General features: G+C 64.1%; 3 protein-coding genes. 1 reads left to right on the forward strand and 2 read right to left on the reverse strand.

Annotation, left to right across the window (positions count from 1 at the left end):
- Positions 1-16 precede the first annotated feature (16 nt).
- Positions 17-12,913, reverse strand: a complete 12,897-nt coding sequence (locus tag QK296_RS18270) for a non-ribosomal peptide synthetase (protein WP_282391151.1) — start codon at positions 12,911-12,913, stop codon at positions 17-19.
- A gap of 51 nt (positions 12,914-12,964) precedes the next feature.
- Positions 12,965-13,717 carry an alpha/beta fold hydrolase gene (locus QK296_RS18275; RefSeq protein ID WP_003192866.1) on the reverse strand — a complete coding sequence of 251 codons (753 nt, stop codon included), beginning with the start codon at positions 13,715-13,717 and terminating at the stop codon, positions 12,965-12,967.
- A 301-nt stretch (positions 13,718-14,018) separates the two neighbouring features.
- Between QK296_RS18275 and QK296_RS18280 the strand changes: the two genes are divergently transcribed.
- Positions 14,019-14,570: an RNA polymerase factor sigma-70 gene (locus QK296_RS18280; RefSeq protein ID WP_003192867.1), complete on the forward strand. Its 552-nt coding sequence runs from the start codon at positions 14,019-14,021 to the stop codon at positions 14,568-14,570.
- Positions 14,571-14,655: the final 85 nt, after the last annotated feature.

The raw sequence follows: 14,655 nt of genomic DNA on the forward strand, positions 1-14,655 counted from the left end.
AGCGCCCACTCAAGCCTTAAAGCCCCTCCAACTCCGCCATCAAATCACTCAACCGATCCACCTTCTCGGCACTGATCTCATTGCCCGCCAACCCGTCGATATACGCGGCCAACTCCGCCACGGTGCTGCACTCGAACATCGCCCGCAATGGCACGTCGCGCTGCAACGTTTTTTGCACCCGCGAAGCGATCTGCGTAGCCAGCAGCGAGTGCCCGCCCAGTTCGAAGAAATTGTCCTGCACCCCGACCCGTTCGACCTTCAGCACCTCGGCCCAGATACCCGCCAACGTGGTTTCCAGTTCAGTGCGCGGCGCCACATAGTCCTGATTGTGCAACTGGCCGATCTCCAGGGTCGGCAAGGCCTTGCGGTCGAGTTTGCCGTTGGCATTCAGGGGCAGGCTTTCAAGCCATAGCCAATGCAGCGGCACCATGTATTCGGGCAGTTCGGTACGCAGGCGTTGCTTGATGCGCTCCAGGTGTTCGCTCGGGTCCAGCGTGGCGTCGGCGGCCACCAGATAGCCGACCAGATGCTTGCCATTAGCCCCCTCTTGCACACCCACCGCCGCATCACGCACCTGCGGTTGTTCATGCAGGCGCGCTTCGATTTCACCCAGTTCGATGCGGTAGCCGCGAATCTTCACCTGGTGGTCGATACGCCCGACATACTCCAGCACCCCATCGCTGCGACGCCGTGCCAGGTCGCCGGTACGGTAGAGCCGCTCGCCAGGCGCGCCAAAGGGGTTGGGTACAAACACCTGGGCGGTGCGCAGCGGATCGCTGACGTAGCCGCGACCGACGCCGGTGCCGGCGACGCACAACTCACCGACCGCGCCTTGGGGCACCAACTCCAAGGCGCCATCGAGCAGGTACAAGCGGTTGTTGTCGGTCGGCGTACCAATCGGCAGGTAAGTACCACGGGTGGAGGCCAGATCGACGCGAAAGAACGCCACATCATCGGAGCATTCCGCCGGGCCGTAGGCATTCACCAAGCCGATCTGCGGGTAACGCAGCAGCCACTGATGGGCCAACTCCGGCGGCATGGCCTCCCCGGTCGGCAACATCCAGCGCAGGCCGTCGAGGCTGATACGCTCCTGGGCCAGCATGCCCTGAATCAGCGATGGCACACTCTCCAGCACGGTGATGCCCTGTGCTTGAACGTGGGCCAGAAGCCCTTGCGGATCATGGGCAATGGCAGGCGGCACGATGTCCACCCGCGCACCAAACAGCGGCGCGGCGAGGAACTGCCACACAGAAATATCGAAGCTTTGCGACGCGGTCTGGGCGATCACATCGGCATCGCTCAAGTTCAGGTACGGCACCTTGCTCAACTGGTTGTTGAGCATGCCACGCTGTTCGACCATCACGCCCTTGGGCAAGCCAGTGGAACCCGAGGTATAGATCACGTAGGCAAGGTTGTCCGGGCCGCTGTAGACACCTGGGTTTTCGCCACGGGCGGGGATTTCCTCCCACACCAGCAACTGGCAGTCGAAGCCTTCAAGCAGTTCGATGGCCTGTTCCCGGCACGCTTCGGTGCACACCAGCAACGGTGTGCGGCTCAGGTCGATGATGCGGCTCAGGCGCGGGCCAGGCAGCCCTGGGTCCAGCGGCAGGTAACCGGCACCGGCCTTGAAGCTGCCGATGATCATGCCGAGCAAGTCCAACCCACGTTCAGCCAGCAACGCCACCGGTTGGTCCAGGCCCACACCGGCCACAAGCAACGCGTGGCCCAGGCCGTTACTGCGGCGGTTCAGCTCGTCGTAGCTCCATTGCTGGTCGAGGCAACTGGCGACGATACGCTGCGGATGCTCTGCCACCTGGGCCTCGAACAGCTCGATGTAGCTCGTCTCCAGCGGATAGGCCTGCTCACTCTGATTACAGCCCGCCACCAGGAACTCACGCTCCTGCTCGCCGATCAGCGCCAGCTCGGCCATGTCGCCATGGAAGCCCTGCACCAGCGCCAGCAACAGGCGTTTGAACTCAGCGAGCATGCCTTGCACGGTGCTTTCGTCGAAATAACGCTGGTCGTAGGACAGGTGCAAACCGAGGTCATCCCCCGGATAGCACACGGCAGTCAGCGGGAAGTTGGTGTGGGTACGCCCGGAATCCGAGGTGGCGTTCAGGCTTTGCGCACGGTCCAGCACCGAGACTTCCACCGGTGCGTTCTCGAACACAAACAGGCTGTCGAACAGCGGCTGGCCCTTGGGCAATTCGCTGTGTTCCTGGATCGTCACCAGCGGCAGGTACTCGTACTCGCGCAACTGCATATTACTGTCGAGCAAAGCGCTCAACCACTGGCGCACGCTGCAAGGCTGATCATCCTCGGGCAGTTTCACCCGCAGCGCGATACTGTTGATAAACAGCCCGACGGTGCGTTGCATCTCGGGCATTTCCACCGGGCGCCCGGCCACGGTGACACCGAACAGCACGTCGCGATCGCCACTCAAACGCCGCAGCACCAGGGCCCACGCCGCCTGGGCGAAAGTGTTGACGGTAAGCTGATGCGCCTGGGCCAGTTCGCGCAGTTGCGCACCGTCGCGGGCATCCAGGCGGGTGTAGCAGTCGCCCACCACCATGCCGCCACTGCCACCGGCGTGTTCGCGCAGGAACGGGCGGTCACTCGGGATCGGCGTGGCGCGCTCGAAGCCTTGCAAGTTTTGCTGCCACCACTGGCGCGCCTCGTTGAGGTCCTGGCGTTGCAGCCAGGCAATGTAGTCGCGATAGCGCGGCGGCGTTGCCAGTTGCGCATCGCGGCCTTCGCCCAGGGCTGTGTAGATATCGAGGAAGTCATTCATCAGCAGCGAACGGCACCAGGCATCGATCAGGATGTGGTGGTTGCTCATCATGAACCAGTAGCGCGCCTCGCCCACGCGAATCAGGCGCAAGTGGAAAGGCGCCTGGTTGAGCAAGTCAAAACCGGCTTCGCGCTCGGCCTTGAGCAAGGCTTGCAGACGCGGCTCCTGCTCATCCTGCGGGTCGGCGCTCCAGTCCAGGTACTCAATCGGCGTGCTGCCGGGCTTGTGGATCACTTGCAGCATGTCTTCGCCGACGTTCCAGCAGAACGAGGCACGCAAGGCTTCGTGGCGGGCGATCACCGCTTGCCAGGCCTGGGCAAAACGCTCCGGGTCCAAGGCGCTGTTGATGCGGTAGCGGTCCTGCATGTAATACAGGCCGGTGCCCGGCTCCAGCAGGGTGTGCAGCAGCAGGCCCTCTTGCATCGGGGTCAGCGGGTAGACGTCTTCGATGGCGCTGGCGGGTACCGGCAAGGCGTCCAGTTGCACCTGGGTCAGGTGTGCCAGGGGGAAGTCGGACGGCGTGAGGCCGCCGGCATCATCCTGCAGGCAATGGGCGATAAGGCTGTGCAATTCGGCCAGGTAAGCCTCGGCCAGATCGCGAATCACCTGTTGATCATGACGCTCACGGCTGAACGTCCAACGCAGCACCAGCTCGCCGCCGTAGACCTGGCTGTCGATGCTCAGTTCATTGGGCAACGGCGCATCCGGGTCATGGGCCAGACCGGCGGATTCCTCCAGCGGATGGAACAACGCGTCAGCGCCGAAACTCTGGTCGAACTGGCCCAGGTAGTTGAAGGTGATCTGCGCGCTCGGCAAGGCGGCCATGCTCTGTTTGCACAGGTCATCGGCCAGGTAACGCAGCACGCCATAACCCAAGCCTTTGTGGGGCACACCACGCAGTTGCTCCTTGATCGCCTTGATCGAGTCGCCCTGCTCGGCCTGCGGCGTCAGGCGCAACGGATAGGCACTGGTGAACCAGCCCACGCTGCGGGTCAGGTCGATGTCATCGAACAAGGTTTCGCGGCCATGGCCTTCCAGCTGGATCAGTGCCGAGGCCTGCCCGCTCCAGCGGCACAGTACGCGGGCCAGGGCGGTCAGCAACAGGTCGTTGACCTGGGTGCGATAGGCACTCGGCGCCTGTTGCAGCAACTGCCGGGTGCGCTCGGCATCCAGGCGCACGCTGACCGTTTCAGCATCGCTATTGCGCCGTGCGCCTTGGGGACGCTGCACCGGCAAGGCCACGGCCGGGCCAGCCAATTGCGCTTGCCACAGGCTCAACTCTTCGCGCAAGGACTCACTGTGGGCATAGGCTTGCAAGCGCGCAGCCCAATCGCGCAGCGCGCTGGTCTTGGCCGGCAGGCTGACGGACTGGCCTTCACTGAGTTGGCGATAAACGTTTTGCAGGTCTTCCAGCAGGACGCGCCACGACACGCCGTCCACCACCAGGTGATGGATGGCGATCAGCAAGCGCTGCTGGCCTTGCGGCCCGTCCACCAGCAAGGCGCGCAACAGCGGCCCCTGTGCCAGGTCGAGGCTGCGCTGGGTGTCGGTGAACAACGCCGTGCACGCCTGCATGTCGCGCACCTGCGCCTGCAGCAGCACGCCACCTTCCGGCACGCCCAAGTGCTCGGCATGCCATTGCGCGCCACGCGGGGTAAAGCTCAAGCGCAGCGCGTCGTGGTGTTCCAGCACGGCCAGCAGCGCTTGCTCCAGGCGATGGGCATCGAGCAGTTGCAGTGGCTTGAGCACCAACGCCTGGTTCCAGTGCTGGCGAGCCGGGATGTCGGTGTCGAAGAACCAGTGCTGGATCGGCGTGAGGCCCGAAGGACCGGTCAGCAGCCCTTGCTCGGCGATGACGCGCTCCGAGCGGGTCGCCACGGCCGCCAGGCTTTGTACAGTCTGGTGCTGGAACAGGTCACGGGGACTGAAATGAATCCCGGCCTGGCGCGCACGGCTCACCACCTGGATTGACAGGATCGAGTCGCCGCCCAGTTCAAAGAAATTATCGTCGAGGCCGACTTGCTCCACGTTCAGCACCGCGCACCAGATGGCGGCCAGGCTGTGTTCCAGCTCACTGCGAGGGGCCACGTAGGCTTGGCGATTGGCCTCTGGGTCCGGCTCCGGCAAGGCGCGGCGGTCGAGCTTGCCGTTGGCGGTGAGTGGCATGCTTTGAAGTACGATCAGATGCGCGGGCACCATGTAGTCCGGCAGTTGCGCCTTGAGGTGCGCCTTCAACGCGTCGCGCAAGGCGGCGTGCTCGGCATCGCTGACCAGGTACGCCACCAGCTGTTTGCCGCTCGGCGCATCCAGGGCCAGCACCACTGCTTCGCGCACAGCTTCATGTTCGAGCAAGCGTGTTTCGATTTCGCCCAGTTCGATGCGGAAACCGCGAATCTTCACCTGATGGTCGATGCGCCCCAGGTACTCCACCAGGCCATCGGCGCGTTGGCGCACCAGGTCGCCGGTACGATATAAACGCCCGCCCTCGATGGCAAACGGATCCGCGACAAAGCGCTCCGCCGTCATCCCCGGACGCTGGTGATAACCCTGAGCCAGGCCGGCGCCACCGATGTACAGCTCACCGCTGGCGCCTTGGGGCACCAGCGCCAAGTCGGCGTCGAGAATGTAGGCCACGCGCTCGCCGACGATGCTGCCGATCGGCACACTGCCGGCCCCCTCCTCCAACTGCTCGGGCGCCAGGCTGGCCAGGGGCATCACCACGGTTTCGGTGGGGCCGTAGGCGTTGAAGAATAGCTGGGGCATGAATGCCGCACGGATGCGGTGCAAGTGTTCGCCGGTCAAGGCTTCGCCACCGGTGATGCACATGCGCACCGGCAGCGTCTGTTGCTGGGTCGCCAGCCACTGCGCCAGCTGGCTGCCGTAGCTAGGGGTAAAACCGAGCACATTGATGCGATGGGTACGGATCAGCGCGCAGATTTCTTCGGCATCCCACTGGCCCTGGGCGCGCAATACCACCCGCGCCCCGCACAGCAGCGGCACCAGCAAACGCTCGGTGGCAGCGTCAAAGTTGATCGAATAAAAGTGCAGCTCGCAGTCATCCGGGCGCATGTCAAAGCGCTCGATCACCGCTTGGCAGTGCATGGCGATCTCACCGTGGGACACCACCACGCCCTTGGGCTTGCCCGTAGAGCCCGAGGTGTAGATGAGGTATGCCTGGTGTTGCGCCAGACTCACGAACGGCAGCGCCTCGGCGGGGTAATTGGCCAGCACCGGCGAGTCATCCTCCAGGCACCAGCACGCCACCGTCGCCGGCAATTCACCCAGGGCTTCGAGCAGGGCCGCATCACTGAGCAGCAGGCCGATGCCACTGTCTTCGATCATGTAATGCAAGCGGTCCAGCGGGTATTCCGGGTCCAGCGGCACGTAGGCGCCGCCGGCCTTGAGGATCGCCAGCAAACCGATGACCATTTCCAGCGAACGCGGCAGCGCCAGGCCCACGCGCACCTGCGGGCCCACCCCACGCTCGCGTAGCATCCAGGCCAGGCGGTTGGCGCGCTCATCCAGTTGTGCATACGTGAGGGTCACACCGGCAAAGGTCAGCGCCGGGGCATCCGGCCGCTGGCTGGCCTGCTGGCTGAACAGCTGATGGATGCACTGGTCGAGGCGATGCGCGCCCTTCTCCACCCCCAGGCTGTCTTGCAAGGCGCGTTGCTCATCCGCGCTCAGCAACGGCAATTCGCTGAGGCGCTGGCCGGGATCGGCGATCAACGCTTCGAGCAGGTTGCACCAATGCGCGGCCATGCGTGCAATGCGCGGCTCGTCGAACAGGTCGGTGCTGTAGGTCAGGCAGCAACCCAGGCGATGGTCGAGGTCGGTGACTTCCAGGTTGAGGTCGAACTTGGTCGCCCGCGCATCGTTGGCCAGGTACTCCACGGTCATGCCGGCCAGTTGGCGGCTTTGCTGGAATTCCCAGCGCTGCACGTTGCACATCACCTGGAACAACGGGTTGTACGCCGCGCTGCGCGGTGGTTGCAGAGCTTCCACCAGGTGGTCGAACGGCAGGTCCTGATGGGACTGGCCTTCGATCACGGTATGGCGCACCTGCTCAAACAACTCGCTGACCTGCATCTGCCCAGTGAGCTGGCAACGCAGCACCTGGGTATTGAGGAACGCGCCAATCAAGCCTTCGCTTTCCGGGCGGATACGGTTGGCCACGGGCGCGCCGATACGCAGGTCGGTCTGGCCGCTGTAGCGGTAGAGCAACACCGCCAGGGTCGCGGTCATGGTCATGAACAGCGTGAGGCCCTGTTGCGCGTTGAAGGCACGCACACGGGCGGCCAGCTCATCGCTCAAATCAAAGCGGTACAGCTCGCCCCGGTGGCTTTGCACCGGTGGGCGTGGACGGTCGCCGGGCAGTTCCAGCAACGGGTGTTCGTTGCCCAGTTGCGCGGTCCAGTAGTCCAGCTGGCGCTGGCGCTCACCGGCTTCCATCCACCGGCGTTGCCACACGCTGTAGTCGAGGTACTGCACCGGCAACGCGGGCAGCGGCGAGTCGCGCTCGTCGATAAAGGCTTCATACAGGGCGCTGAGTTCACGGGCAAAGATGTCCATGGCCCAGCCTTCGGTGACGATATGGTGCAGGGTCAGCACCAGGTAATGCTCTTGCTCGCCAGCCTTGACCACGCAGGCGCGCAACAGCGGCCCGGTTTCCAGGTTGAACGGCGTGTGCGCCTCGACATCGGCCAGTTGCTGCAAACGCTGCTGGCGCTGCAGCTCATCCAATGCGCAGAAGTCCTGCCAGCCCATGCGCACAGTGGTCTGCGCCGAGACCTTCTGACAGGCCACACCGTCAACGCTTGGGAAAGTGGTGCGCAGGGTTTCATGACGCATGATCAAGGCTTGCAAGGCTGCCTCGAAACGCCCCACATCCAGTACCCCGCGCAGGCGCGCCATGCCGCCGACGTTGTAGGCCGGGCTGTCCGGTTCCATCTGCCAGAGGAACCACATGCGCTGCTGGGAATAGGACAAGGGGACTGGCTGGCTGCGATCGACTTTGGCGATGGCAGTCTGTTGATTGCGCTGGCCCGCCGCCTGGATACGCCCGACCTGCTCGGCAAAATCGCCCAGCTCGCTGGCTTCGAACAGGGTGCGCAGCGGCAGCTCGACGTCACAAACCTGGCGGGTGCGAGAGATGATTTGCGTGGCCAGCAACGAGTGCCCGCCCAGTGCGAAAAAGTCATCGCGCAGGCCGATACGTGGCAGGCCCAGCACCTCGCGCCAGATCGCGGCGATTTGCAGCTGCAAGACTGTGTGCGGTTCGACGTGTTCGCGGGTTTGCCATACCGGCTCCGGCAAGGCGCGCCGGTCGAGCTTGCCACTGGGGCTCAGGGGCATGGCATCCAGGCGCATCAGCAGCGCGGGCACCATGTACTCCGGCAACTCGGCGGCCAGGGCGATTTTGACCGTTTGCTCATCCAGTTCGGTGTCAGCGGTGTAGTAGCCGATCAACTGGGCATCACGCACCAGCACCACGGCTTGGGCGATGCCTGCGAGGGCCAGCAGGCGCGCTTCGATTTCTTCCGGCTCCACTCGGAAACCGCGCAGCTTGACCTGCTGATCGAGGCGCCCGAGGTATTCGAGGACGCCATCGGCGTTCCAGCGCGCACGGTCACCGGTGCGATACAACCGAGTGCCCGCCGCGCCCAACGGGTCGGCGACAAAACGTTCGGCCGTCAGCCCGGCACGGCCCAGGTAACCCCGCGCCAGGCCGATACCGCCGATGCACAGTTCGCCCGGCACACCGGCCGGCAGCGGGTTGAGCTGCTCGTCCAGTACGCGGCAAATCACATTGCCCAATGGCCGGCCAATCGGCGAGCGCTCGCCATCCGAGGCAGCGCACTGCCAATGGGTGACGTTGATTGCAGTTTCGGTCGGGCCATAGCGGTTGTGTAATTGCACCGCTGGCAAGCGCGCCAGTACGCGGTTACGCAACTCGGCAGGCAAGGCTTCGCCGCCGGAAAACAGCCGACGCAGGCTGGTGCATTCGGCCACCAGCGGCTCGTCGATAAACAGCTGCAAAAGCGGCGGCACGAAGTGCAGCGTGGTCACCCCATGTTCCTGCACCAGCTGCGCGATACGGTGCGGGTCGCGATGTTCGCCCGGCCCGGCCAATACCAGGCGGCAGCCGGTAATCAATGGCCAGAAGCATTCCCACACCGACACGTCGAAACTGATCGGCGCCTTTTGCATCAGCACATCGGTTTCGTTCAGTTGATAGGTGGCCTGCATCCACTGCAAACGCTCGGCCAGGGCGCCGTGGGTGTTGCCCACGCCTTTGGGTTGGCCGGTGGAACCGGAGGTGTAGATCACGTAAGCGAGGTTATCGCCGTGCAGGTGCAAGCCGGGCGCCTGGGTCGGCCAGCTGTCGAGGTGCAGGCTGTCCATGGCAATCACGCACACGCCTTCGGCGCTGGGCAGTTGGGGGAGCAAGGCGGTCTGGGTGAGCAGCAGTTGCACGCCGCTGTCCTTGAGCATGTAGGCCAGGCGTTCGGCGGGGTAATCCGGGTCCAGCGGCACGTAGGCGCCACCGGCCTTGATGATGGCGAGCAGGCCGATCAGCAATTGCGGCGAACGCTCGGCGGCGATGGCCACGCACACGTCCGGGCCGACGCCTTTGTCGCGCAGGTAATGGGCCAGGCGGTTGGCCTGGGTGTGCAGTTGGGCGAAGGTCAGGCTGCCGTCCTGCCAGACCAGTGCGGTGGCGTCCGACGTCTGTTGGCTGAGCAGCTCGGGCAGCCAGTGCCGGGCCGGCGCGCAGGGGGCTTCGCTCCAGGGTTGCTGTTCGTCGGCCTGCATCAATGGCAGGTCGCCGATGGCGTGTTGTGGTTGCGCGCACACAGCTTTAAGTAGATGGATGAACTGCTCGGCCAGACGCTGGATGGTCGCAGGTTCGAACAGCTCATCGGCGTAGTCGAACGACAGGCTCAAGCGCCCATTGCGGTCTTCTTCGCTGTGCAGTTGCAGGTCGAACTTGGCTTCGCGGCTGTGCCAGGGCAATTCATCGGCCAGCAGGCCCGGCAGGCGGCGCAAGGCACTGAGGTCCCGTTGCTGGTGGTTGAACATGACCTGGAACAGGCCCTGTTCGCGGGCCTGGGGGAAGGCTTCCAGCAGTTGTTCGAAGGGCAGGTCCTGATGGGCCTGGGCGGCCAATGTGGTCTCGCGAGTGGCGGCCAACAGCTGGTTGAACGGCAGGCGCCCGTCCAGCTCGGCGCGCAGCACCAGGGTGTTGATAAAGAAGCCGATCAGGCCCTGGGTTTCATGGCGTGGGCGGTTGGCATTGGGCACGCCGATACGGATATCGCGCTGGCCACTGTAGCGATAGAGCAAGGTCTGGAACGTCGCCAGCAGCAGCATGAACGGCGTCGAGTCATGGGCCTGGGCGGTCTGGCGGATCGCCGCACTGAGGCGCGCATCCAGGCGCTGGCTATGGCGCGCGGCGCTGTGCCGATGCTGGGCGGCACGCGGATGATCGGTGGCCAGGTTCAGGGCCGGATGCTCGTCACCCAACTGCGCTTTCCAGTACGTCAGCTGTCGCTGGCCCTCGCCTTCGGCCAGCCATTGGCGCTGCCAGCTGCCGTAGTCGGCGTATTGCAAGGCCAGCGGCGGCAGCTCCAGGGACTGGCCTTGGGCGGCAGCGGCGTACAGGCGCGAGAACTCATCGATCAGGATATTCAGCGACCAACCGTCGGCAATGATGTGGTGCAAAGTCACCAGCAGTTGGTGCTCTTCATCGCCCAGGCGTACCAGGGTAACCCGCAGCAACGGGCCTTTTTCCAGGTCGAACGGACTGCGTGCCTGGTCTTCGCGGACCCGTTGCGCACGGGCTTCGCGTTCGGTGTTGGGCAGGTCGCTGAGGTCGATGATCGGCAGTTCGAAATCCGCCGTTGCCTCGACACGCTGAAACGCCTGGCCGTCGCGCTCGTAGAAGCGCGTGCGCAGGGCTTCGTGACGCTGGATCAGTTGCTGGAAGCTGTGACGCAGCGCGTCTTCATCCAGCTCGCCGCGCAGGTGCAAGGCGCCGGGAATGGTGTAGGCGCTGCTGTGAGGGTCCAATTGCCAGGTGATCCACAGGCGGTTCTGTGCCAGGGATTGGGGCAGGTCTTCTTGACGTGACAGCGCGTGTATTGCGCCTTGGGCCACGCCGCCGTCCTGTTGCAGGTGAGCCACAGCCGCAGCAAAGGCCGCGAGTGTCGGCGCTTCGAACAGCAGGCGTAGGTTCAGCTCCAGCCCGAGGCTTTCGCGCAGGCGCGCGACCACTTGGGTCGCGGTGATGGAGTTGCCGCCCAGCAAGAAAAAGTGATCGTCGCCCGCCACATGAGCCAGTTGCAGTTGCTCGCACCAGATCGCCGCGATCTGCTGTTGCAGGTCCGATTCCAGCGCCACTTCGCTCGCCGGCCCCTGCTGCCCGGGGAACTGCGCGTAGCTGTCGAGGCTGCCATCGGCATACCGAAGCGCACAGGCCGCACGCTGCACTTTGCCGCTGGAGGTCTTCGGCAAGGCGCCGGGGTTGAGCAGCACCACCACGCTCGGGGCTTGCTGGCAGGCCTCGGCCACGGCTTGGCGGATCGCCTTGATCAGCGCTTCGGGCGGCAGGATTTTCTGCACGCTGCGGCTGATTTCTGCGGCAATGCCGATGCCTTCCACGCCCTGGTCATCGACCGCAAATGCGGCGACCCGGCCCTTGCGCACCACTTCCACTTCGCGCTCGATGGTCTGTTCGATGTCCTGGGGGTAGAGGTTATGACCGCGCACGATCAGCAGGTCTTTCAGGCGCCCGGTGATATACACCTCGCCGTCGCGGATAAAGCCCAGGTCGCCGGTGCGCAACCAGGTGCGGCCGGCGTGCTGGACAAAGGTCTTGGCACTGGCTTGCGGGTTGCGCCAGTAGCCGTGGGCGATGCTCGGGCCCGTGGCCCAGAGTTCGCCGACGCACTGGTCGGGCAGCTCGGTGAGGGTGTGCGGGTCGGCGATCAGCACGGCGTGGTCCGGCTGGCCGGTGCCGCAACTCATGATCGCAGGGCCCTGCCCCGGTTCGGCGCGGTTGGCGGCCAGCGCCTGCTCGTCCATGCGCATCGCGGGAATGCCACGGCCACGGATGCCTCCCGCGACAAACAGGGTGGCTTCGGCCAGGCCGTAGGAGGCGAAGAAATTATTCGGGGTGAAACCACAGGCCGCAAATTTTTCCGCGAAGCGTTCCAGGGTGTCGAGGCGGATCGGTTCGGAACCCGAATAGGCCACGCGCCAGCGGCTCAAATCCAGGCGCTCCAGGGCCGACTCGCTGACCCGTTCGCTGCACAGGCGGTAGGCGAAATCCGGGCCACCGCTGATGGTGCCGCCGTATTCGCTGATCGCCTCCAGCCAGCGCAAAGGTCGGCCAAGGAAGTAGGCCGGCGACATCAACACGCAGGGCACGCCGCTGAAAATCGGTTGCAGCAGGCCGCCGATCAGGCCCATGTCGTGGTACAGCGGCAACCAACTGACGATCACGTCGTCGGGGTTGAGGTCGATGCCAAAACCACGGCGGATCAGCACTTCGTTGGCCACCAGGTTGCCGTGGCTGACTTGCACGCCTTTGGGCAATGCGGTGGAGCCGGAGGTGTATTGCAGGAAGGCGATGTCGTCGACCTTGAGGTCGGGCTCGACCCACTGGTCGGCCAACTGCGCCTCCAGGGTGTCGACGCTCAACACCGTGGGCGCATTTTCAATCTGCGCCAGGCCCTCGCTGAGGCTGGCAATGGTCAACAGCAGGCGCGGCTCGGCATCACTGATGATCGACAGCAGACGCTCCTGGTGATGACGGCGCGTGGATTCCGGCGGATACGCCGGCACCGCGATCACCCCGGCGTACAGGCAACCAAAGAACGCCGCCACATAGTCCGGCCCACTGGGGAACAGCAACACCGCACGCTCGCCCAGGCCAGCGTTGGCTTGCAGGGCGGCGGCGATGGTGCGGGCGCGTTGGTCGAGGTCGCGATAACTGAGCACCACACTGTGCTCGGCGCTCTCGGCGAGGAAGCGCAAGGCGACTTGGTCCGGCGTCTGCGCAGCACGCTGTTGAAGGGACTGGACCAGGGTGCGGGGGAGTTCGAAGGCGTCCATCATGGGGTTCCTGCCTGAAATCGGCTTACGGGAAATTCGGGAAATCGGTGGGGTTCAGCCGGCGGCGAGCTGCCGCGCCGCGCCAATGCGCCAGCGCGCCAGGTGCTCGTCGGCATAGCGACGCACACAGCGCAGCACGGCGCTTTCTTGCTGCACGAGGAAGAAGTGATGGCCGTCAAACATGTCCAGGGAAAACCCACTGGCGGCGTCGAGTTGCCAGTCGAGCAACTGGTCGGCACGCACGCTGTCCTGCTTGCCACCGAACACGTGGATCGGCAGCGCCAGGGGCTGGCGCTCGCCATAGGTGAAACTGCCGCACAGCAGGAAATCGGCGCGCAGGATCGGCAACATCAGTTGCATCAACTCGGGGTTGGCCAGGGCTTCCTCGGCGGTGCCTTGTAACTCACGAAGGCGGGCGATGAGTTGGGCATCGGTCTTTTCGACGGCGTACTCGCTCACATCACGACGCGCCGGGCCCGCCGTGCCGGACGCGAACAACGCCAGCGGCGCAGGCAGATTGCGTGCGTTTAAAGCGTGGGCCAATTCAAACGCCAACAGCCCGCCAAGGCTGTGGCCGAACAAGGCATAGGGGCCATCGAGATCACGGCTGATCTCTTCAGCAAGCTGCGCGGCCAAGGCCTTGATATCGCGCTGCAACGGCTCGTCCATGCGCATGCCGCGCCCCGGCAATTCCAGCGGGCACACCTGCAGCCAGTCCGGCAGAACCCGGCGCCAGCGCGCATAGACCGAGGCGCTGGCGCCTGAATGGGGCAGGCAAAACAGGCGCAGCCGCAGGGGCGTACTCATCGCGCGAGGACTCCAAACTGAAACACGCTGAATGCACGATAAAAACCCATCTGGTCCTCCTGCGGGTGCTGATCCTTGGCCGTTGTACTAACGAACCTGTCACCCATGAGAACGGACGGAGCCAGCAAATAATTAGTCGCCGGGGGCGAGCGAGACGTGGTTCACACCTTTGCCCAAGGCATAAGATTAGTTCGTCTTCTCATTTGACAATCATTATCATTCAGCATAATTTGTTGCCCGATGTGTAGGAGGCCTCAGCAGGGATGCCCTCCCCTAACCTATTAGCAACAAGGTGATTTCCATGACGGAACCAGTATCCACAGGCAGGTGCGATTCACCCCTTCTCCAGGCATTCGTCGACAATCGGCTGATCCTGGTGAAGATCGCGGCTCGCATCACCGGGTGCCGCTCCCGCGCCGAAGACGTGGTGCAAGACGCCTACTTTCGGCTGCAGTCGGCACCGACCATCACCTCATCGTTCAAGGCTCAACTGAGTTATCTGTTCCAGATCGTGCGCAACCTGGCGATCGATCACTACCGCAAGCAGGCTCTGGAGCTCAAATATTCCGGGACCGAAGAGGAAGGCTTGAATGTGGTTATTCACGGCGCTTCACCGGAAACCTCGCACATCAATTTCAACACCCTGGAAAACATCGCCGACGCCCTGACGGAGTTGCCACAGCGCACCCGCTACGCGTTCGAGATGTACCGCTTGCATGGCGTGCCGCAAAAAGACATCGCCAAGGAGCTTGGGGTGTCTCCGACCTTGGTGAACTTCATGATTCGCGATGCGCTGGTGCATTGCCGCAAGGTGTCGGGCAGTCATAGCGATACGTTTGCGCGGCGGGTTTGAGCGCAGCGAGGACATTCTGGGTAAGGGCCCACGGTAACCACGATGCGAAGCGAGTCGCTCTTGATCTGCTTTTGATCTTGATCTC

The organism is Pseudomonas sp. AL10, assembly GCF_029960685.1.
GTDB lineage: Bacteria > Pseudomonadota > Gammaproteobacteria > Pseudomonadales > Pseudomonadaceae > Aquipseudomonas > Aquipseudomonas lactis.

Coding starts and splice junctions, on each gene's coding strand:
- QK296_RS18270 (WP_282391151.1), bottom strand. CDS start 12,913: ATGATGGACGCCTTCGAACTCCCCCGCACCCTGGTCCAGTCCCTTCAA.
- QK296_RS18275 (WP_003192866.1), bottom strand. CDS start 13,717: ATGAGTACGCCCCTGCGGCTGCGCCTGTTTTGCCTGCCCCATTCAGGC.
- QK296_RS18280 (WP_003192867.1), top strand. CDS start 14,019: ATGACGGAACCAGTATCCACAGGCAGGTGCGATTCACCCCTTCTCCAG.